A 21,475-nucleotide genomic window follows, 5' to 3' on the forward strand; every position below is an offset into this window, starting at 1 on the left:
TCGGGGTACCCCCGCGCCCGGTCTAGGTACTTCCCTGAGGGGGTGGGGGGGTGACCGTGGTCCCCCCGGCCGTCGGGGGGGGCCCCGCGGTGGGGCGCCGCCCGCTCCTGCTGGGCGCGCTGGCCCCGCTGCGGCCCGGCGCGCTCGGCCTGTTCGTGTTCGCCGAGGCGGCCGCGCTCGCCTGGGTCGCCGCCGACCGTGCGAGGCCGCCCGCGCCGCAGCCCGGGGACCATGCCTGGTTCCACAGCTCCGGTCCTGTCACGCAGCCCGACCCCGGGGTCGGCGTGCTCCTGGCGCTGGTCACGGTCGCCGTCTTTCTGCTGCTGCCGCTGCACACGGCGGCGGCGCGGCTCCTGCGGGGGCGGCGGGGGCGGGTGGCCCTGCCCGGGTTCCTCGCGGCCACGGTCGTCGCCGGTGCGGCCGTGTCGGTGCCGGTCGTGGCGCTGGCGACAGCCTTCTCCCCGGTCGGGGCGGCGCTGTGGCCCGCGGTCGGCGCGGACGCCGTGACGGCGCTGCGGCTGTATCTGCCGGCCGGGCTGCTGATCGCCGCCTGCGCCGGGGCGCCGTGGGTCACCGCGGGCGCCGAGGAATCCTCCCCAGGAAGGAAAACCGTTCCATGCTGAACCGCAGAAACCTCTTCAAGATGGCGGCCGTCGGCGGTGCCGCGGCCGTGCTGCCGTGGGAGCGCCTTTCGGCCAGTGCGTCGGCGAGCCCCGCGGCCGCGGCCGCCGCGGCTCCCACCGTGCCGTTCGCCCATGCGATGACGGTGCCGCGGGTGCTCGCGCCGGTCAGCCGTACCGCCTCGTCCGATCTGTACGAGATACGGATGAAGGAGGCCCAGGTCGAGATCGTCAAGGGCCTGCGGTCCACGGTGCGTACGTACGGCGGGACCTTCCCCGGTCCGACGATCAGGGCGTCCCGGGGCCGCGAGGTGGTACTGCGGCAGATCAACGAGCTGTCCGTGAACACCGCGGTGCATCTGCACGGCGGCGAGGTGCGGTCCGAGCACGACGGGCTGCCGATGGACGTCATCGCACCCGGCGGCGAGCGGACCTACCGCTATCCGAACGAGCAGCGCGGGGCGTCGCTGTGGTACCACGACCACGCGCATCACCTGGAGGGCGAGAACGTCTTCATGGGGCTGCAGGGCATGTACCTGCTCAGCGACACCGCCGAGCGCGAACTGCCGCTGCCGTCGGGCGACTACGACATCCCGCTGGTCATCCGCGAGGGCCGGGTCGAGGCGGACGGCTCCCTGGTCTACACGCGGCCGTCGGACTGCTCGCACATGCTGGTCAACGGCAAGGAGCGGCCCTACTTCGCGGTGGCGGCCCGCAAGTACCGGCTGCGGATCTACAACGCGTGCATCAACCGGTACTTCCGGCTGCGCTTCGCCGACGGCGCCGCCTTCACCCAGATCGCCACCGACGGCGGACTGCTGGAGGAGCCGGTGGAGCGGACCGAGCTGCTGATGATGGGCGGCGAGCGGGCCGAGATCGTCGTGGACTTCTCGCGGTACGGCGTGGGCGGTTCGGTGGTCCTCGAGAACACCGCGGCGCTGTCCGGCGAACGGCCCGAGGTGATGCGGTTCGACGTGAACCGCGAGGCGGCGGACAACAGCTCGGTGCCCGCCCGCCTGTCGACGATCCCGCCCCTGCCGACGCCCACGGTCGAGCGCTCCTTCGAGCTGCGCACCTTCCCCGACATGACCATCAACGGCAAGCTCTACGACCCGGCCCGGGTCGACGTCACGGCGAAGCTCGGCGCCACGGAGGTCTGGACGGTCCGCAACATGGAGGCCCCCATCGCCGCGGGGCAGCCGGACTTCCACCTGTGGCACAGCTTCCACACCCATCTGACCTCGTTCCGGGTGCTCGAACGCAACGGCAAACCCGCCACCACGCGGGACGCCGGTCTGAAGGACACGGTCACCCTGGCACCCGACGAGACCGTGAAGCTCGCCATGACGTGGGGGCCCTACACCGGCCAGTACCTCTTCCACTGCCACCAGTTGGGCCACTCCGGTGCCGGTCAGATGGGCCGCATCGACGTGGTCGCCTAGCGGACGCCGCGCTCCTGCCAGGACGCGTCGAGCCGTGTTCCAGCCGCGCTGGATCAGTGACGGCGACGGTGAATTCCCCTACTCGCCCCGGTCCCCCGGACCTGACGTGCCGTGGCACCACGGCGACGTACCGGATCCGGCCAACCCTCGTACCCCGACGAAGGCGGCTTGCATGACCGACACCACCCCCAGCACCCCGGCGGGCACCTTCGTGTCCGCCGAGCTGTACGCACAGGTGCAGCAGTTCTACGCCCGGCAGATGGGCCTCCTCGACGACGGGCGGCCCGACGAGTGGGCCGGGACCTTCACCGAGGACGCCGTCTTCCAGGAGGCGAGCCGGCTCGACGAGCCGCTGCGCGGCCGGGACGCGATCCGTGCGTCCTCCCGGGCCCGCAAGGAGCGCCTCGACGGCGACAAGCTCGACTTCCGGCACTGGCTCGGAATGCTCGACGTGCGTCCGCAGGACGACGGATCGCTGCGGACCCGCTCCTACGCGCTGGCGATGCGGATCCCCCGGGGCGGCGCGCTGGACATCTTCGCCAGCGTCGTGTGCCACGACCACCTGGTGCAGGTGGACGGGACCTGGCAGGTGCGCCACCGCGACCTCCACCACGACGGCTCCGGCCGCGACTGACAAGCCTGAGGAGCCCACGTGAAATTCGGCATCGTCTTCTTCCCCACCGTCGGCCCCGCCGACAAGCCCGCCCTGGAGTACTTCGACGAGGCCCTGCGGCTCGTCGACCTCGCCGAGGAACTCGGCTTCGACCACGTGAAGATGGTCGAGCACTACTTCTTCTCGTACGGCGGTTACAGCCCCGACCCGGTGACGTTCCTGGCCGCGGCGGCCGGCCGCACCCGGCGGGTCCGGCTCGGCACCAGCGCCACCATCCCCGCCTTCCAGCACCCGGTGAAGCTGGCGGGCAAGCTGGCCATGCTCGACAACATCTCGCGCGGCCGGGTCGACGCGGCCTTCGGACGGGCCTTCCTGCCCGACGAGTTCAAGGCGTTCGGCGTCTCCATCGACGAGTCCAAGGACCGTTTCGTGGAGGGTGTCGACGCGATCAAGCGGCTGTGGTCGGAGGAGGACGTCGTCGTCGACGGGCGCTTCCACTCCTTCGGTCCTGTCACGCTGCTGCCGCGGCCCGTGCAGGAGCCGCACCCGCCCGTGTTCGTGACCACCGCGCGCAGCGCCGAGTCCTGTGCGGAGGCGGGCCGTGCGGGACACAACCTGCAGACCGTGCCCAACGTGATGTCCACCGAGGAGCTGCAGAACCGGCTCCGGGTGTACCGCGCCGAATGGGCGGCCGCGGGCCACCGGCCGGGCGCCGAGCAGATCCACTTCAGCTACCCGTGCGTGGTGGCGCAGGACGGCGAGGAGGCGCGGCGCAAGGGCCGGCACGACGACGACCGCAACTCCGCGGCCATCCGCCAGGCGGTCGCCTCGTGGGAGAACACCCGCTCCGAGGCCTACCCCGGCTACGAGAAGCTCGTCGAGGCGACCAAGCGCTCGCACTTCGACGCGAAGATGGAGCAGCACAAGCTGCTCATCGGCGCGCCCGACCAGGTGCGGGCCCAACTGGAGCAGATCTCCGGGTGGTTCGGCGACGACATCACCATCAGCCTCGGCGTGCACTCGGGACATCTGTCGTTCGAGGACGCGGCGACCACGATGCGTCTGATGGCCGAAGAGGTCATCCCGAAGATCGGCGGAGGACAGGCATGAGCGGCAACGAACAGCGCACGGTCACGGTGATCGGCGCCGGCACCATCGGCCTGGGCTGGATCGCCCTGTTCCTCGGCCACGGCCTGCGGGTGCGGGTCAACAGCCGCCGCGCGGAGGCCCCGAAGATCGTCGAGGAGGCGCTCGAGCTGTTCGCGCCGTTCCTCCCCGAGGGCAGCGCGGACCCGGCGACGTTCGCCGAACGCCTGGAGTTCGAGCCGGACTTGGCGCGGGCGGTCGCCGACGCGGACGTCGTCGTGGAGAACGCGCCCGAGAACCTGGAGCTGAAGCAGGAGCTGTTCGAGCGGATCGGCGCGGCGGTCCGGCCCGGGGCCCTGCTGCTGTCCTCCACCTCCACGCTCAACCCCGACGCCATGGGCGCCAGGATGGCCGACTCCGGACGGCTCGTCGTCGGCCATCCGTTCAACCCGCCGCATGTGGTGCCGCTGGTGGAGGTCGTGGCCGGCGAACGCACGTCGCCCGACGCCGTGCGGGAGGCCGTGGAGTTCTTCGAGTCGGTGGGCCGGGTGCCCGTCGTGCTGCGCAAGCCGATCCTGGCGTTCGCCGCCAACCGGCTGCAGTCGGCGCTGCTGCGCGAGTCCGTGCACCTGGTGCGCGAGGGCGTCGTCAGCCTGGAGGAGCTGGACCAGGTGGTCACGCACTCCATCGGTCTGCGCTGGGCCACGGTCGGCCCGTTCCTCGCCTTCCACCTGGGCGGCGGCACCGGCGGCCTGCGCAAGTGGCTGACCACGCTCGGCGCCGGCCTGGAGCAGGGCTGGGAACTCCTCGGGCGGCCCCCGATGGACGACGCGACCATCCAGTCGCTCATCGAGCAGGCGGAGGCGGCCTACGGCGGGGCGTCCTACGAAGAACTGGTGCGTACCCGCGACACCAAGCAGACCGCCGTACTGAAGGCTCTCGCGGAGGCCGAACGCACCGTCTGACGGGCACTCCGCGGGACGCGGGCCGTCGACGACGAGGGACGGACTCCGGCCAATCCGGGTCGAGTCGGAGTCAAGGATCCCTCGAGCTGCTTGGGTGATCCTTTGCGCATCGGTCCCGGACAACTCCGGCCGGTGCCACCGATTCCAGAACCACATGAATGCGCGGTGATTTGCGATGAAGGCTGCGGCCTTGACGGAGTTCGGCGGACCCGAGGTCCTCTCCCTGACGGATGTCCCGGAACCCCACGCGGGGGCCGGCCAGGTGCGGGTACGCGTCCGGGCCGCCGGCGTCCAGCACTTCGACACCGGTATCCGTACGGGCTGGGCGCCGCCCTCCGTGGACCTGACCTTCCCCGTGGTGCCGGGCAATGAGTTCGCGGGCGTCGTCGACGAGGTCGGGGACGGGGTCACCGGGTTCGCGGTGGGCGCCGAGGTTCTCGGCTACAGCACGACCGGCAGCTACGCCGAGTACGTCGTGGTGCCCGCCGACCAGGTCACGGCGAAGCCGGAGAGCATGCCGTGGGACATCGCGGGCGGCTTCTCCGCCAACGGCCAGGGTGCGCACCTGTGTCTGTCCCAGATGCAGGTCAACCCCGGTGACACGGTGCTCATCCACGCCGCTGCCGGTGCGCTCGGCACGTTCTCGGTGCAGCTCGCCAAGGCGTGGGGCGCGGGCGTGGTCATCGGTACGGCCAGCGAGGCCAACCACGAGTACCTGCGGTCGATCGGTGCGGTGCCGGTGACCTACGGCGAGGGCCTGGTCGAGCGGGTGCGTGCGCTCGCGCCGAACGGCGTCGACGCCGCGATGGACAACGCGGGCCCCGACGCGCTGCGCGCCTCGGTGGAACTGGTGGCGGACAAGAACCGCATCCGCACCATGCTCTCCGACGAGGCGGCCGAGGAACTGGGCGTGCCCGCCCTCGGTCCCTCCCGGTCCGCGGACCGTCTTGCCGAGCTGGTCAAGCTGTACGAGCAGGGCCTCATCAAGCTGCACATCCGCGCGGCCTATCCGCTCGCCGACGCGGCCGACGCCCACCGCGACCTGGAGACCGGCCACGGGCGCGGAAAGATCGTCCTCGTCGTGGACTGAGCAGGACCGCATTCGATGCCGGGGAGGGGAGCCGGTCCTTCGGGGCCCGAAAAGGACGTAGCAAGCACATGGCATCAGAAGTGAAGTCCGCGGACACGGCTGCGGCGAAGAAGGAAACCAGTCTGATCGCGCTGGGCTGCGTGGTCATTCTGGGCACGATCGTCGCCGCGATCGACGGCACGCTGATGGTCGTGGCCATCGACGCCATCGGCCAGGACTTCGCGGCGTCGACCCAGTCGATCCAGTGGATCACCGGCGCCTATCTGCTGGCGACCTGTGCGGCGATCCCGGTGTCCGGATACGCGGTCAACCGCTTCGGGGCCCGCACGGTCTGGCTCCAGTCGCTCATGGCGTTCCTCGCCTCGATGGGGCTGTGCGGCATCGCCTGGTCCCCGGCCAGCCTCATCATGTTCCGGGTCCTCCAGGGGTTCTCCGGAGGGCTCATCGGCATGGTCGCCACGATCGTGCTCGCGCGCGCGGCCGGCCCCGAGCGGGTCGGCCGGGCGATCAGCGCCGTGGCGGTGCCCTCCACCCTCGCGCCGGTCCTCGGCCCCATCGCGGGCGGTGCGGTCATCGACGTCGTGAGCTGGCGCTGGCTGTTCTTCGGGCAGATTCCGCTGCTGATGATCGCCCTGGTGGCGGCCTGGGTCATCCTGCCCAAGGACGCAGGGGACCGTGCGGCCCGGCTCGACTGGAAGGGCCTGCTCCTCGTCACCCCCGGACTGTCCGCACTCGTCTACGGCCTGTCCGGGGTCGCGGACCTCGGCGCCGCGGGGGGCCTGCACTGGGGCGACGTCGTCGTCTCCGTGGGCTCGGTCGTGGCCGGTGCCGTGCTCACCGCCTGGTTCGTGGTGCACGCCCGCAGGCGGCGCGGCAGTTCGATCGTCGACCTGAGTGTCTTCGCCGTCCGCGGGTTCACCGTGCCCGTCGTGATGACGTTCATCGTCGGCTTCCTGCTGTACGGCCTGCTGTTCCTGATTCCGCTCTACTACCAGCAGATCGTCGGGCTCAGCGCCACCGCGGCGGGCACGCTGCTGGCCCCGCAGGGCGCCGGGATGGGTATCGCCGCGATCTTCGTCGGCTCGCTCAGCGACCGCTTCGGGCCACGTCCCGTGGTGCTGTGCGGGCTGCTGCTCGTCACGGCGGGCACGCTCCCCTTCGCCCTCGTCGACTCCGACCCCAACGACCTGTTGCTCGGCACCGCCCTGGCGCTGCGCGGCATGGGTCTTGCCGCCGTCTCCATCCCCCTGTCGGCCTCGCTCTACCAGGCCGCCCTGCCGGAGGAAATGATCCCGCACATCACCACGGTCAGCGCCGTGGCACAGCGCATCGGCGGCGCCCTCGGTGGCGCCCTCGCCGCGGTGAGCCTGCAGCTGACGTCCCAGCGGGACACCTCCTTCGACGCCTCGGCGTTCACCGTCACGTTCTGGTGGATGACCGGTCTCCTGATCGTGCCCCTGGGGCTCTCCCTGCTCCTGCCTTCGAAGCGCAAGAGCTGACCGGGCCGCCCCGCTCGGGGCACGTACTCCACTGTCGCCACGTTCGCGGCCGCTTCCGCGGCCGCCGTGTGCCCACACCCATGAGAGAGGACCACCATGAAGGCAGCCGCCCTGTCCTCGTTCGGACCCCCGGATGTGCTCGACATCCACGAGTTGGCGACCCCTGACGCCGGGCCCGGTGAGGTCCGCGTCCGGGTGAAGGTCGCCGGTGTGCAGCCGTTCGACGCGGCGATCCGCCGCGGCTGGACGCCGCCGTTCCTCGCTGCGGTGCCGCCGACGGTCCCCGGCAATGAATTCGCCGGTGTCGTCGACCAGCTGGGCGACCGGGTCACCGGTGTCGAACTCGGCACCGAGGTCATCGGATTCAGCACGCTCAACGCCTACGCCGAGTACGTCGTCGTACCCGCCGACCAGATCGTGCCCAAGCCCGCCGCGATGCCGTGGGAGGTCGCGGGCGGCTTCTCCGGCAACGGCCAGGGTGCCCATCTCGCGCTGAGCCACCTGCGCGTCGGCAAGGGCGACACCGTCCTGATCAACGCGGGCGCGGGCGCGCTCGGCAGCTTCGCGGTCCAACTGGCCCTGAAGTGGGGCGCCGAGCAGGTCATCGGTACGGCCAGCGAGGCCAACCACGACTATCTGCGCTCGCTCGGCGCGACCCCCGTCGAGTACGGCGAGGGCCTGGTGGAGCGGGTGCGTGCCGTGGCGCCGGGCGGTGTCGACGCCGCCCTCGACGCGGCCGGTCCCGAAGCGCTGCGCGCCTCGGTGGAGTTGGTGAAGGACCGGAACCGGGTCCGCACCATGCTCTCCTTCGACCTCGCCAAGGAACTCGGCGTCCCGCTCTTCGGCCCCGGCCGGTCCGCCTCGCGTCTGCAGTCGCTCGTCGACCTGTACAGCGAGGGCGGCATCGGGGTGCACATCCGCGGGGCGTACCCCTTGGAGAAGGCCGCCGATGCCCACCGCGCCGTCGAACTCGGCCATGGGCGAGGGAAGATCGTCATCCTGGTCGACCACACGTCATGAGAGCCCTCCTCGTCTTCGAGGGCGGCCCGGGCGCCATCCTGCCGCTCGTACCCCTGGCGCACGCCCTGCGTGGCGCGGGGCACGAGGTGATCGCCGCGGCCCACGAGGACGCCCTGCCCACACTCCTTGAGGCGGGCGTCCCCGCGGTCGTCGCGCCGCGGAAGTCGCCGAAGGACTACCGGGAGCAGCGCGCGGGCAAGCTGGTCCCGATCTCCGGTGACCTGGACGAGCGGGCGGCGGTCCTCGGGGCCATCGGGGCGCGGATCGCGGCGGACACCGTCCACGATCTGCGGGACCTGGTATCCCATTGGCGCCCCGATCTGATCGTCGGCGGACCGCTCGCGTACGCCGCGCCGCTGCTCTCCGCGGAGCTGCATCTTCCGTACGTGGCCGTCGAGTTCGGCTTCGCCGAGCCCTTGAACTGGCACCAGGTCACCGTCGCCGAACTCGCCCGGCTCGGCTTCGGGGAGCTGCCCTCGCCCGCCGCCACCCTGCTCCTGTGCCCGGAGAGCGTGCGGCCCGCCGACGGGGCGATGCGCCGTCTGCCCGGCGAGCCGATGCGGTACCTGCCGTACTCGTCGGCCCGGCCCCTGGAGCCGTGGATGGTCACCAAAGGCGACCGTCCGCGGGTCTGGATATCGGCCGGGTCCCGCGTGGGCACCGACTACGGCCTGGATCATCTGAACGGTCTGATCGACTCCGCGGCCCGTCTGGACGTCGAACTCCTCATCGCCACGCCCGATCACGTGGCGGAGCATCTGGGGGCCCTGCCCGAGCGGGCTCGGGTGGGCTGGCTGCCCTTCGACGTCGTGGCGCCGACCTGCGACCTGGCCCTGCACCACGGCGGCGGCAGCACCATGCTGGGCTTTGCCGCGCACGGGATCCCCCAGGTCATGATCCCGAACGTGGTCGAGTTCGAGGAGTACCTCGTGCCCATCGGCGCCACCGGGGCCGCGAAGGTGCTCGGCGCCGGCGACCACACCCCGGCCGCGCTGGTGTCCGCCTGCGAGGAACTGCTCGGCGACCCTTCGTACGCGAAGGCCGCCGACGGACTGCGCGCGGAGATGGCGGCCGCGCCGACCCCGTGGGCCCTCGTGGGCCGCCTGGAGGACATCGCCGCCGCCGGTGCGTACGCGTAACCGATCCTCCCGTGAACGATGTGAGCCCCGTGGCCGGTTGCCGGCCACGGGGCTCGCATCGTTCGGGTGTCAGGTCAGATCACGACCGGGCTCAGTTCCACAGCCAGGCACGCGCCGGCTTGCCCGAGGGGGTGACGACGCCGACCGCCTTGCCGCTGTCGGAGACGCCGTACGCGTCCCCGACGCCCGGCGTCGCGGTGTCGAGGGCGGTCACGGTGCCGTCCGGCTTCCAGCGCACGGGGCGGTGCTTGCCGTCGGGCATCACCGAGTAACCGACCGCGTATCCGCTGCCGTTGATGGCCAGCGCGTTGTTCCCGATGTCGCCCGGCAGGTTGTCGAGAGCCTTCACCTTGCCGTCGCTGGTCCACTTCACCGCCTGCGAGGGCGAGCCCGCGGTCTCGCTGGACGCACCGACCGCGACGCCCGAGTCGTTGATCGCCGTGGCGGCGACGTCGCCGTGCCCCGGCAGGGACGGCAGCGCGGTGACCGTGCCGTCCGGCGCCCAGCGCACCCCGCTCTGCACACCGTCGGCGGTGACCGAACCGCCCACCGCGACGCCCTGGTTGTTGATCCAGGTCGCCCCGGTCGACACGGCGCCGGGCAGGCCGGGAAGCTCCGTCATCTTGGCGTCGGCACCCCACCGCAGCGCGTGCCAGTTGCCGTCGGGGCTGACGGAGAAGCCGACGGCCGTCGTGCTGTTGTTGATGCTGTACGCCCGGGTCCGCACGGCGTCGGACCTGCCGGGCAGCGGGGTCGCCGTGCGGTCCTTGTTCCACCGCACGGCGCGTTCCGTCGCGCCGATCGAACGGCCGCTGATGAACTCGCCGTTGGCGCTCACCGAGAAGGCGGTGCTGGTGGAGTCCCCCGGCAGCACACCGAGATCGGTGGGCTTGCCCTGGGCGTTCCACAGCACCGCGTGCCCGCTGTTCGCGGCCGTGCCGGAGTCGCCGACGGCCAGACCTTGCTGGTTGATGGAGAACGCCCGGTTGGTCGTGCCTCCTGCCAGCAGGCCTAGCTCGCTGTGGGTGGCGGCCGACACGGCGCCGGCGTTGCCGGTTCCCGCCACGGCGGCGAGCACGGCCACGGCCGCGACGGCGCCGGTCGATCTCTTCGTCTTTCGCATGGGTGATATCCCCCGTTGCTGTCGAAGTTGAAGGTGCTGAACTGTGTGTTACTCGCGCGTGCCCACGAAGAATCCGGGGGCACCCGCCGTGCCCTCGAGGTACGTCACGTTCAGCCCGCCCTGACGGAAGGCCTCGGTGTACTCCTCGGGGGAGAACAGGGTGAGGTAGTCCACCTCGCTGCGGTGCTCGATGCCGTTGGCACCGTCCGCGACGAGGTAGTGGATCTCCATGCGGGTCTTGTCGCCCTCCCGCGTCGAGTGGGAGACCCGCGCGATGCCCTCACTGCCGCGCTTCACCGCGTGCGTGGACACGTGGCGGTCGAGGAAGGTGTCGGGGAAGTACCAGGGCTCGACGACCAGGACGCCGTCGTCCGCGAGGTGCCGGGACATGGCGGCGACGGCGCTGTTCAGGTCTGCGACGGTGTCCAGATAGCCGATCGAGCTGAACATGATCACGACGGCGTCGAACGTCTCGCCGAGGTCGAAGGTCCGCATGTCGCCGTGGTGCAGCGGAACGCCCGAGAGCCGCTCCGTCGCACGGGCCGCCATCGACTCGGAGAGTTCGAGCCCGGCCACCTTGTCGAAGCGCTTGGCGAAGCCCTCCAGGTGGACTCCCGTGCCACAGGCCACGTCCAGGAGCGTCGACGCGCCGGGCTTCCGCTCCCTGACGAGCGCGGCGACCTGGGCCGCCTCCGCGTCGTAGTCCTTCCTGTCCTGGTACAGCGCATCGTAGATCTCGGCCGCGCTGGCGTTCTCGTACATGAAAAGCCTCCATGGGTGAGCTGTGCTTGAAGGAGCTGTGCTGGAGTGAGCGGTGCTTCGGGGAGCTGTGCTGCAGAGAGCGGTGCTCCAGGGAGCTGTGATGTGCGGGCCCGCGGGCCCTATGCGCCGACGGCTGCTGCGGCGGCGTCTTCCAGTCGGCCGACCACCGCGTGCGGCGTCGGGGCGGCGTTCAGCTGTGCGCGCAGCCGTTCGGCCGCGCCGCGGAACGACGGGTCCGCGAGGACGTCCGTGCAGGCGGACACGATGTCGGCCGGTGTGTAGCCGTCGGCCGGCAGGACCTTCACCGCGCCCGTGCCGCTCAGCGGGGAGACGTAGCCCTCGAACTCGCACGTGGAGGGGACGATGACCTGGGGTACGCCGCTCGCCGCGAAGCACAGCGTCGTGCTGCCGCCCGCGTGGTGGACCGCGAGGTCGCAGGTGGGGCCGAGGACGTCGTAGGGCATCCATCCCATTCTCGTGTTCTTCGGCAACGGGCCCGTACGGGCGGCGAGTTCGTCAGGCGCGGCGATGAGCAGTTCGACGTCGAGCGCGGCGGCCGCGTCGATGAGGTCGGTCAGATGGTCGAGGCCGTACTCCCCGCTGACCCTGCTGCCCGCCGAGACGCAGACCCGGGGCCTGCTGCCCCTCGCCGTCATCCACGGCTCGACCTGGCGCACCGGGGAGTAGGGCAGGAAGCGCATCGGCTCGCCCTCGATGTACCGCATGAACGGGTCGTCGGCGCCGTGCCGGAGGACCTCCGGGGTGAGGATGAAGGTGCGGGCGGGTTCGGGCAGGGTGTCGTATCCGAGCCTGGTCAGCTCGGCCAGCGTGGCCAGGTGCCAGTTCAGCGGCTCGGCGTGGCCGAACTCGACTGCGACGTACGGTACTTGGAGATCAGCGGAGAGCAGGGGCGCGGCGTAGGCGAGCGGGCCGCCGACGATCAGGTCGGGCCGCCAACGGCTCGCCAGGGCGAGGAGTTCCGTGCGGGTGTCCGCCGCGATGTGCGCTCCCATCGCGCCGAGCGCCAGGGCCCGCTCCTCCAAGTCCCCGTCCAGGGAGCCCTGGTGAGGGATGTCCCGGTACTCCCCGGGAGCCCGCCGCGGGGCCGGGACCGTGGGGATGCCGGCCCGCTGGAGCACCGGAACGGCCCCCGGGTAGGCGGCGGCGAGCACCTCGTGGCCCGCACCGCGCAGGGCGTGCGTCAGGGGCACGAGCGGCATGATCGCGCCCGCGCCGCCCTCGAAGACGAAGAGGCACTTCATGACGGGGAATCCACGATGAGGGCGTTCTTCCACCGCCCGGCGCCCACCGCGGCACCGGTGTGGTGAACTCTGGCCGCCCGCACGCGATTCCGCACCCGGCCGACACCGGACCGAGGCGTGGGGGTCCCGGTCGACGGCAGAATTTCCGGCCCATCGAAGGACGTCGAGGCGGCAGTCTTCATGAGGATCCTTTCTCACTTCTCTGCACCGACGCCAGGACGGTCACTTACCGGCCTCGAGACCCTCTTGACTCCGGCTCGACATGCGCGGCCCGGCGCACGCCCCGCGGGACCGGTCAGGCGCCGCTCAAGCCTTCGTCGAGCAGCGCCGCGCACACTCCGGACACTCCGGACGGCTGCCACCGGCCGTCACCGTTCACCGGACTCATGGGATTGAGGTCGACGCGATGCGCGTTCTGTTCGCCGTCTCTCCGGGACTTGACCATCTCTATCCGGCCTCGGGTCTCGCCTGGGCGTTCCGGACCGCGGGGCACGACGTCGCCGTCGCCACCTCCGGGGTCTCCACCCAGGCCGCGGCGCACGCGGGGTTCCCCGTGCGCGAGGTCTCCCCCGACGCCGATTTCACCGCGATCTTCCCGCGGTCCAGCGCCCCGCCCGAGGAGCGGGCCCGTGCGATGCGTGAGCGGGGCCTGACGATGGCCGAGACCCTGCAGACGCCCGAGGTGATCCTGGAGAAGTTCTCCCGCGTCAGCGATCTGATGGTCGAGGGCACGCTCCGGTTCGCCGAGGCCTGGCAACCGGATCTGATCGTGTACTCCCGGCTGCAGGGCGCCGCCCTGGTCACCGCCCGTGCGCTCGGTGTGCCCGCGGTCGAGCACGGGTTCAGCTTCCTGCGCGAGGGGACGATGCCCCAGCGCTTCCTGCCGCATCTCGTGCCGGTCTACGAACGCATGGGCGTCCCCGCGGAGTTGCCGTCCATCACGTCCGTGTACTTCGCGCCCGAGGACATGATGCACGGCGAGGGCGAGGGGTGGACGATGCGTTCCGTCCCCTTCCACGGCGGCGGCACGCTGCCGGACTGGCTGGCGGAGCCCAAGCGGCGGCCGCGGGTCTGTGTCACGCTCGGCACCACCGTGCCGCATGTGACGGGCGTCGGCAGCCTGGAGAGCGTGCTGGGTGCGGCGGCCGGCGTGGACGCGGAGTTCGTGCTCGCGCTCGGCGACGACCCCGAGCTCGACTCGCTCGGCACTCTGCCCGACAACGTGCGCGTCGTCGGATGGACGCCCCTCAGCACGCTCCTGACGACCTGTGACGCGATCATCCACCACGGCGGCTCCGGCACCACGCTGGCCTCGGCGCACGCCGCGGTCCCCCAGCTCGCACTGCCGCACGGCGCCGACAACTGGATCAACGCCGCGATGATCGAGCGCTCCGGGCTCGGCCTGAGCCGCGACCCCGAGAACGTCGACGCCCCCCTGCTCAAGACGCTCCTGCACGACGCCGAGCTGGCGTCCACCGCGCGGGCAGCGGCACGCAGGCTGGCCGCGGAGCCCGGCCCCGACCAGATGGTCCCGCGACTGCTCGGCCTGATCGACAAAACCTGACCGACAAGGCCTGACTCACGACGAACCGATCGACAAGCTGATCACAAGGTCTGATCCGCCCGGCAGTTGAACACCGCACGCCGCCGTCCGCACCGCCCGCGGACGGCGGCGTTCGTGTGCCGGGCGGTGCCGAGCGAACATCGAGCCGATCTCCAGGGCCCCTCGTCGCGGCGGACCTACGGTGGCGGCGCCATTCAGCGGGTCCGCGGCGCGCCCTGCGCCGCCGCGGTCCGGCCCCCTGCGAATCACCTGGAGTGCCGTGTCCCGTCGTCTGTTCACCTCGGAGTCCGTGACCGAGGGCCATCCCGACAAGATCGCTGACCAGATCAGCGACACCATCCTCGACGCGCTGCTGCGTCAGGACCCCACCTCCCGGGTCGCCGTGGAGACGCTGATCACCACCGGCCTGGTGCACGTGGCCGGTGAGGTCACGACGAAGGCGTACGCGCCGATCGCGCAGCTCGTGCGCGAGAAGATCCTCGAGATCGGTTACGACTCCTCGGAGAAGGGGTTCGACGGCGCCTCCTGTGGCGTGACGCTGTCCATAGGCGCCCAGTCCCCCGACATCGCGCAGGGCGTCGACACGGCGTACGAGAAGCGTGTCGGGGGTGCCGCCGAAGGTGCGGAGGGCGACGGGCTCGACAAGCAGGGCGCGGGCGACCAGGGCCTGATGTTCGGCTATGCCACGGACGAGACCCCGGAGTTGATGCCGCTCCCGATCCACCTGGCGCACCGTCTCTCGCGCCGCCTGTCCGAGGTGCGCAAGAAGGGGACGATCCCCTATCTGCGTCCCGACGGCAAGACACAGGTCACCATCGAGTACGACGGTGACAAGGCGGTGCGTCTCGACACGGTCGTGGTGTCCTCCCAGCACGCGAGCGACATCGACCTGGACACGCTGCTGGTCCCGGACATCCGGGAGTTCGTGGTCGAGCCGGAGCTGAAGGCGCTCGTCGAGGACGGCATCAAGCTGGAGACCGAGGGCTACCGCCTGCTGGTCAACCCGACAGGGCGCTTCGAGATCGGCGGTCCGATGGGTGACGCGGGCCTGACCGGCCGCAAGATCATCATCGATACGTACGGCGGCATGGCCCGGCACGGCGGCGGCGCCTTCTCGGGCAAGGACCCGTCCAAGGTGGACCGTTCGGCGGCGTACGCGATGCGCTGGGTCGCCAAGAACGTCGTCGCCGCGGGCCTCGCGACGCGCTGCGAGGTCCAGGTCGCCTACGCGATCGGCAAGGCCGAGCCGGTCGGTCTCTTCGTCGAGACCTTCGGGACCAACACCGTCGCCCCCGAGCGCATCGAGGCGGCGATCGGCAAGGTCTTCGACCTGCGGCCCGCCGCGATCATCCGCGATCTCGACCTGCTGCGTCCGGTCTACGCGCGGACCGCCGCGTACGGCCACTTCGGGCGCACCCACCCGGACTTCACCTGGGAGCGGACCGACCGCGCACACGCCCTGCGCGGGGCCGCGGGTCTCGACTGACCCCTGCCACGCCCCGGCCGCACCGACGACAGCGGCACACACGACATGAGCACGAAGCAAGAAGGAGGAAGACCGATGGAACAGTCGAATCAGGTGGCGCTGGTGTCGGGTGCGGGCCGGGGCATCGGGCGCCAGATCGCGCTCTCCCTGGCCGCCGCAGGACACCGCGTGGCGGTCATGTCCCGCAGCCGCGACGAACTGGAGCGCACCGCCCAGCTGGCCGGTGACGACCGCTCGCGCATCCTGGTCGTGCCCGGCGACATGACGGACGAGACGGCCGTCGACGCCGTCGTGCGCCAGGTGGACGAGCACTTCGGCCCGGTGACCCTGCTGGTGAACAACGCGGCCGTCTTCACCGTCGGCGAGGCCCCCTTCTGGGAGGGCGAACTCGACTCCTGGTGGGCGTCGTTCGAGACCAATGTGCGCGGCCCCCTCGTCTGCACGCGCGCGGTGCTGCCCGGCATGGTCGCCGCGGGCGGCGGTCGCGTCATCACCGTGAGCAGTGACAGCGGCGTGCTGCCCTACCCGCTGTCCTCGTACTCGTACGCGAAGAGCGCCCTGGTCCGGTTCACCGAGACGCTCGACATCTCGCTGACCGCGGCCGACACCGGCATCCGGGCGTTCGCCATCAGCCCCGGTGCGGTGCACACCCGTCTCACCGCGTCGTTCGCCGCCAAGTACCCCGACATGGAATGGACTCCGGTCGAGCACTCGGGCTGGCTCGTGACCGATCTGGCGTCCGGGCGGTACGACGCGCTGCACGGCCGCTACCTGTCCGTGCGCGACGACCTGGACCGGATGCTCGACCGTCTCGAGGAGATCGAGAAGGAGGAGCTGCTCGTCCAGCGCATGCGCGCCTACGACGCCCACGGCGCCGTGGTGACGGACTGGGAGCAGAGCACATGAGCCAGACGCGAGCGGCGCGGCGCCCGTCGACGTTGCCCTCCCTGACCGGCATGCGGTTCCTCGCGGCCCTGCTGGTGTTCCTCTCGCACCTCTCCGCGGCCTGGATGTTCACCGACCAGCGGATCAACGACGACCTCACCACGTACCTGGGCACGCTCGGCTATCTGGGGGTGTCGTTCTTCTTCATCCTCAGCGGCTTCGTCCTGACCTGGTCGGCCAGGGACGGCGACCGGGCGCCGCTGTTCTGGCGGCGGCGCCTTGTGAAGATCTACCCGAACCACTGCGTCACCTGGATCGGCGGACTCGCCCTTGCGCTGCTCGCGGGAAGCGCCGTGTCGGGCCGGGAGTTCCTGCCCGGCCTCTTCCTCGTCAACGCCTGGGTCCCGGAGTACGCCGTCGTCCGGGGCGTGAACGGGCCCGCCTGGTCGCTCTGCGTGGAGCTGGTCTTCTACCTCTGTTTCCCCGCGCTCCTGGCCCTCGTGAAGAAGATCCGCCCGCAGCACCTGTGGGGCTGGTTCGGCGCCGTCGCGCTCGGCACCGTCGCCGTCGCCGCCCTGGCCGACGCGCTGCTGCCCCAGCAGGACCTGCCCGGACTCCCGTACGGCTGGTACCAGTTCTGGGCCGTCTACTTCCTGCCCGTGACCCGACTCCTGGAGTTCGTCGCCGGAATCCTGCTGGCCCGGATCGTGCTGAGCGGACGCCGGATCCCGGTGAGCCGCACCGTCGCGGCGCTCACGCTGATCCCCGGCTATCTCCTGACGATCCACCTGCCCGGCTCCTACGGGCTCGTGTCGGCCTGCTTCCTGCCGATGTGCCTCATCGTGGTCACCGGCGCGCAGGGCGACATCGCGGGCACACCGGGCCCGATGGGCGGCAGGGTGATGGTGTGGCTAGGGGAGATCTCCTTCGCCTTCTACATGGTGCACATGATCGTGGCGTATCACGGGCCCGTCGACCACGGCAGCGGCAATCAGTGGGGCACCGGCGAGGCCGTCCTGCGCGCCTGCGCCTGGTTCGCCCTCACTCTCGTGTTCGCCTGGCTCCTGCACCGGTTCGTCGAGGTGCCCGCGATGCGGCGCTGGTCGCGGCCGAAGAACCGTGGCAGAGCGACGGCTGCCGTCCCCGTCCAGCTGTCGCCGATGTCACCGCCACCGACGCAGACCCCGGTCCGGACCAGCGAATCGACCATCAATTAACAGACCATTACCGCTGTTATTTTTCGCTACGGGCACCCCTTCGGATCGGAATCCCCCAAGGCCCAGCGCAGAACGTCCGGACTACGGACACCCTCAAGCGCGCCTGATCAGGGTCGAAAATCCCTAATCCACCTGGGAAAACATGACGGATCTCTCATTCATCGAGCGGTCACGTCGAGAGCTCGGGGCGGCTTCAACTATCTTGACAAACAGCTACGTCGGTTTTGTATGCTCCTGAGGAATCACGGTAAGCAGACAGAGCGGGTCGGCCGCGACCCTGGACGGACACGGCCGCCCCGCTCACCTTCAGGCCCACGGACGCGCAGCCACCTTGCCGACCGGGACCGCGCCGAGGATGCCCGGGAGCACTCAGCCGACCGGCATGCGGCACGGGACGCGACCACCCCGGATGTGCGCAGGTGGGCCTTCACAGAAACGGGGTTCAATAGTGCGGTTCAACCTGCTCGGCCCATTCGAACTCCTCGACGACGCCGGCGACTCCTACACTCCACAGACGCCCAAGGTGTGCCAGGTCCTGGCCCTCGCGCTGACCAGCCCGAACAAGATCGTCTCGGTGGAGTCGTTCATCCACGAACTCTGGGGGGACAAACCGCCGCGCAGCGCCCTGACGACCCTTCAGACGTACATCTACCACGCCCGCCGGCTCTTCGCCCAGGAGCGCTTCGCGGCGTCCGAACGGCCCGCCATCGTCACCAAGCCCGCCGGATATCTGATCGAGGTCGACGAAGAACTCCTGGACGTCACCCACTTCGAGCGGCTCCTTGCGCAAGGCAAGCAGCATCTCGACACCGACGAACCCGCCCTGGCCTCCGCCGCCCTGCACGAGGCGCTGCGGCTGTGGCGCGGTCCCGCGCTCGCCAACACCGCGGTCGGCGCCGTCCTCGGCGCGCAGATCACCTATCTGACCGAGGTCCGCATCCGCGCGACCGAACTGCGCATAGAGGCGGAGCGGCTGCTCGGGCGGCACCGCGAACTCATCCCCGAACTGCGGGCACTGGTCCAGGAGTACCCCTTCAACGAGTGGTTCCACGGCCAGCTCATCGACGCGCTCAGCCAGTCGGGGCGCCGCGCCGAGGCCCTGCAGTCCTACCAGGAACTCCGGCGGATCCTGCACAGCGAGCTGGCGCTCGAACCCTCGCCCGAACTCCAGCAGCTCCAGCAGCGGGTGCTCGGTCAGCCCACGGCGGTGCGCCGTGAGCGCTTCGACGTCGCCACGGCCTGATGGCCCGCCCGCTTCCCCCGTCCGCCCCCTCGGAAGACGAAAGGCCCCCCGCGTGACGCAGTCGACCCTGCCCGGACCTCCGCCCCCGGACGGCCGTGGCACCGCACCGCACCAGCAGCACCAGGCCCTGCCCGCACCGCGGTTGCAGGAGGTCGCCGACGGGGTGCACGCCTATGTCCAGCCGGACGGCGGCTGGTGTCTGAGCAACGCGGGCGTCCTGGTCAGCGGCGGTGAGGTCGCGCTCGTCGACACCGCGGCGACCGAGCGCAGGGCGCGGGCCCTGGGCGCCGCGGTGGCGACGGTGGCCGATGCCGCGCCGCGCTTCGTGGTCAACACGCACTTTCACGGCGACCACAGCTTCGGCAACCACCTCTTCGCCGACGACGCCGTGATCGTGGCGCACGAGGAGTCCCGCGCCGAGATGGCGGTCGCGGGCTTCGGCCTGCAGGGGCTCTGGCCCGGCGTGGAGTGGGGGAACCTCCCGCTGTCCCTGCCCACCCTCACGTACCGCGACCGGCTCACGCTCCACATCGGCGACTTGACGGCGGAGCTCATCCATCCGGGGCCGGCCCACACCACCACCGACACGGTGGTGTGGCTGCCCGAGCGGTCCGTGCTGTTCACCGGGGACATCGTGATGAACGGGGCGACGCCGTTCTGTCTCATGGGGTCCGTCGAGGGCTCCCTGCGCACCATTGCGACGCTGCGGTCCTACGGCGCGCGGACCATCGTCACCGGGCACGGTCCCGTCGGCGGCCCGGAGATCCTGGACGCCAACGAGGCCTATCTGCGGTGGCTGCGCGAGCTGGCCGCCGAGGGGATGCGCGCCGGGCTCACCCCGCTCGAACTCGCCGCGGAGAGCGACCTGGGCGAGTTCGCCGGACTCCTGGACTCCGAACGCCTCGTGGGGAATCTGCACCGCGCGTACGCCGAGGTGGGCGACGCCCCTCTGGGTGTCGAGCTGGATGTCGCGAGGATCTTCGGGGAGATGGTCGAGCACCACGGCGGGCTTCCCGCATGCCATGCGTGACCAGCATCCCTTTGCCTGCTCTTGACCTGTAGCGGACTTGAGGTTTGAGACTGTCCTCAGCTGCCGGGTCCCCAGGGCCTCTTGGGTCGTAGCACTCGGCGCCGTTCCTTGTCGTTCACGTGAAAGGTGCCTGAGTTGCGCGACCTGAGTCTGTTACGCGACAAGCGGTTCGCCGTGCTCTTCACGGCCCGCACCATCTCCGTCCTCGGGTCGGCGTTCGGGCCCGTCGCCCTGACCTTCGCGGTCCTCGACCTGCCCGGCGCCACCGCCGGAACGCTGACGCTCGTACTGACGGCCCAGACCGTCCCGGAGATCGCGCTGATGCTCTTCGGCGGCGTGATCGCCGACCGGGTGCCCCGACGCAACATCCTGATGACCGGTGCCGAGCTGGCCTCGGCCGCCGCCTTCGCCTGCCTGGCCGTCCTGTTCCTGACCGGGAACCCGCCCATCACCCCCGTCGTCGTCTGCGCCGTGGTCATCGGCGTCTCGCTCGCGCTGTACTACCCGGCGCTCACCGGCGTGGTCCCCGACGTGGTCCCCGCCCACCGGCTGCACACCGCCAACGCCCTGCTGCGCTTCGGGATGAACGGTGCCCGGCTCCTCGGGCTCTCGCTGGCCGGCGGCATGGTCGCGCTGGTCGGCCCCGGCTGGGCGCTCGCCACCAACGCGGCGGCCTTCGTGGTCTCCGCCGTGCTGCTCGCCTCGCTGCGGCTCAAGCACAACGAGCGCCCGGCCGGGCAGACTTCGGTCCTCGGGGATCTGCGCCAGGGCTGGAAGGAGTTCTCAAGCCGCACCTGGCTGTGGGTGACCGTGCTGCAGTTCTCCCTGATGGCCGCGGCGATGCAGGCGGCCTACGGAGTGCTCGGGCCGGTCGTCGCCAAGGAGGAGATGGGCGGTGCGGCGGCCTGGTCGACGGTCCTGCTCGGGCAGTCGGCCGGCACGCTGGTCGGCGTCCTGGTCTCGCTCCGCCTCCGGCCGCGCCGCCCGCTCCTGGTGGCCACCCCGATGCTCTTCGCGATGGCGATCCCCGTGGTGCTGCTCGGCTTCTCCGCGCCGCTCGCCATCGTGGTCGCGGGCTCGTTCGTGCTCGGCATCGGCTTCAACACCTTCGGGGTGCTGTTCGAAACCACCATGCAGCGCGAGATCCCCCGCGAGGCGCTCTCCCGGGTCGCCTCGTACGACGCGGTCGGCTCCTTCATGATCGGCCCGCTCGGCCTGCTTGCCGCCGCGCCCCTCGCTGCGGGCATGGGGGCCCGCCCCGCGCTCCTCGTCTGCGGCGCCCTGATGACCGTGGCCACCGCGGCGGCCCTGCTCGTACCGCAGATCCGGCATCTCACCGTCCTCGCACCCACGGAAGCCGAGGACGAGAAGGCCGGTACGGCGGTGGAGGGCAGGGCGACGGACGCCGCCGCGACCTAGTGTCGAGCAG

General features: G+C 71.0%; 19 protein-coding genes. 16 read left to right on the top strand and 3 right to left on the bottom strand.

From position 1 onward, the window contains the following. Positions 1–89 precede the first annotated feature (89 nt). The 9 genes from ACFWZ2_RS40840 to ACFWZ2_RS40880 all read left to right on the top strand — a co-directional run bounded on the left by ACFWZ2_RS40840 (position 90) and on the right by ACFWZ2_RS40880 (position 9,474). The gene (locus ACFWZ2_RS40840) at positions 90–623 is read left to right on the top strand and encodes a hypothetical protein (RefSeq protein WP_384554764.1); all 534 of its coding nucleotides are present in this window, start codon (positions 90–92) and stop codon (positions 621–623) included. Then, positions 617–2,062, top strand: a complete 1,446-nt coding sequence (locus ACFWZ2_RS40845; protein WP_384554766.1) for a multicopper oxidase family protein — start codon at positions 617–619, stop codon at positions 2,060–2,062. Before ACFWZ2_RS40840 ends, ACFWZ2_RS40845 begins: the two co-directional genes overlap by 7 nt. A gap of 172 nt (positions 2,063–2,234) precedes the next feature. Beyond that, the gene (locus ACFWZ2_RS40850; RefSeq protein ID WP_384554768.1) at positions 2,235–2,696 is read left to right on the top strand and encodes a nuclear transport factor 2 family protein; all 462 of its coding nucleotides are present in this window, start codon (positions 2,235–2,237) and stop codon (positions 2,694–2,696) included. A gap of 18 nt (positions 2,697–2,714) precedes the next feature. Continuing rightward, positions 2,715–3,785 (top strand): LLM class flavin-dependent oxidoreductase, encoded by a 1,071-nt coding sequence (locus ACFWZ2_RS40855; protein ID WP_384554770.1) that lies wholly within the window; start codon positions 2,715–2,717, stop codon positions 3,783–3,785. Next, complete coding sequence (locus ACFWZ2_RS40860) at positions 3,782–4,726, top strand: 3-hydroxyacyl-CoA dehydrogenase NAD-binding domain-containing protein (protein WP_384554772.1); 945 nt, start codon at positions 3,782–3,784, stop codon at positions 4,724–4,726. Before ACFWZ2_RS40855 ends, ACFWZ2_RS40860 begins: the two co-directional genes overlap by 4 nt. A gap of 175 nt (positions 4,727–4,901) precedes the next feature. After that, entirely contained in the window at positions 4,902–5,816 is a 915-nt protein-coding gene (locus ACFWZ2_RS40865; protein WP_384554775.1) for an NADP-dependent oxidoreductase, read from the top strand. Between the two features lie 68 nt (positions 5,817–5,884). Then, a complete protein-coding gene (locus ACFWZ2_RS40870; RefSeq protein ID WP_384554777.1) occupies positions 5,885–7,315 on the top strand; it encodes a DHA2 family efflux MFS transporter permease subunit in 1,431 nt (476 codons plus the stop codon). A 96-nt stretch (positions 7,316–7,411) separates the two neighbouring features. Next, positions 7,412–8,335, top strand: coding sequence for an NADP-dependent oxidoreductase (locus tag ACFWZ2_RS40875; RefSeq protein ID WP_384554779.1), 924 nt, complete (start codon positions 7,412–7,414; stop codon positions 8,333–8,335). Beyond that, a complete protein-coding gene (locus ACFWZ2_RS40880; RefSeq protein WP_384554781.1) occupies positions 8,332–9,474 on the top strand; it encodes a nucleotide disphospho-sugar-binding domain-containing protein in 1,143 nt (380 codons plus the stop codon). The genes ACFWZ2_RS40875 and ACFWZ2_RS40880 overlap by 4 nt, the downstream gene beginning before the upstream one ends. A gap of 91 nt (positions 9,475–9,565) precedes the next feature. Here the strand turns inward: ACFWZ2_RS40880 and ACFWZ2_RS40885 are convergent, their stop codons facing one another. The 3 genes from ACFWZ2_RS40885 to ACFWZ2_RS40895 form a co-directional block, all read right to left on the bottom strand. Further along, positions 9,566–10,597, bottom strand: coding sequence for a hypothetical protein (locus ACFWZ2_RS40885; protein ID WP_384554783.1), 1,032 nt, complete (start codon positions 10,595–10,597; stop codon positions 9,566–9,568). Between the two features lie 48 nt (positions 10,598–10,645). Then, positions 10,646–11,359: a class I SAM-dependent DNA methyltransferase gene (locus ACFWZ2_RS40890; protein WP_384554785.1), complete on the bottom strand. Its 714-nt coding sequence runs from the start codon at positions 11,357–11,359 to the stop codon at positions 10,646–10,648. Positions 11,360–11,478: 119 nt separating this feature from the next. Then, positions 11,479–12,621 (bottom strand): nucleotide disphospho-sugar-binding domain-containing protein, encoded by a 1,143-nt coding sequence (locus tag ACFWZ2_RS40895; protein WP_384554787.1) that lies wholly within the window; start codon positions 12,619–12,621, stop codon positions 11,479–11,481. Positions 12,622–13,027: 406 nt separating this feature from the next. Here ACFWZ2_RS40895 and ACFWZ2_RS40900 point away from each other — a divergent pair, with 406 nt between their 5' ends. From ACFWZ2_RS40900 to ACFWZ2_RS40930, 7 genes are all read left to right on the top strand, one after another. Then, entirely contained in the window at positions 13,028–14,185 is a 1,158-nt protein-coding gene (locus ACFWZ2_RS40900; RefSeq protein ID WP_384554789.1) for a nucleotide disphospho-sugar-binding domain-containing protein, read from the top strand. Positions 14,186–14,444: 259 nt separating this feature from the next. Continuing rightward, positions 14,445–15,671 (top strand): methionine adenosyltransferase, encoded by a 1,227-nt coding sequence (gene metK, locus ACFWZ2_RS40905; protein ID WP_384554791.1) that lies wholly within the window; start codon positions 14,445–14,447, stop codon positions 15,669–15,671. Between the two features lie 75 nt (positions 15,672–15,746). Further along, positions 15,747–16,577 (top strand): SDR family NAD(P)-dependent oxidoreductase, encoded by an 831-nt coding sequence (locus ACFWZ2_RS40910; protein ID WP_384554794.1) that lies wholly within the window; start codon positions 15,747–15,749, stop codon positions 16,575–16,577. Then, positions 16,574–17,773, top strand: coding sequence for an acyltransferase family protein (locus tag ACFWZ2_RS40915; RefSeq protein ID WP_384554796.1), 1,200 nt, complete (start codon positions 16,574–16,576; stop codon positions 17,771–17,773). Before ACFWZ2_RS40910 ends, ACFWZ2_RS40915 begins: the two co-directional genes overlap by 4 nt. Before the next feature lie 448 nt (positions 17,774–18,221). Continuing rightward, positions 18,222–19,016: a BTAD domain-containing putative transcriptional regulator gene (locus ACFWZ2_RS40920; protein ID WP_384554798.1), complete on the top strand. Its 795-nt coding sequence runs from the start codon at positions 18,222–18,224 to the stop codon at positions 19,014–19,016. 127 nt (positions 19,017–19,143) lie between these two features. Beyond that, positions 19,144–20,046, top strand: coding sequence for an MBL fold metallo-hydrolase (locus ACFWZ2_RS40925; protein WP_384554814.1), 903 nt, complete (start codon positions 19,144–19,146; stop codon positions 20,044–20,046). 135 nt (positions 20,047–20,181) lie between these two features. Then, positions 20,182–21,465, top strand: a complete 1,284-nt coding sequence (locus tag ACFWZ2_RS40930) for an MFS transporter (protein ID WP_384554800.1) — start codon at positions 20,182–20,184, stop codon at positions 21,463–21,465. Positions 21,466–21,475: the final 10 nt, after the last annotated feature.

Source organism: Streptomyces sp. NPDC059002, assembly GCF_042740435.1.
Taxonomy (GTDB): domain Bacteria; phylum Actinomycetota; class Actinomycetes; order Streptomycetales; family Streptomycetaceae; genus Streptomyces.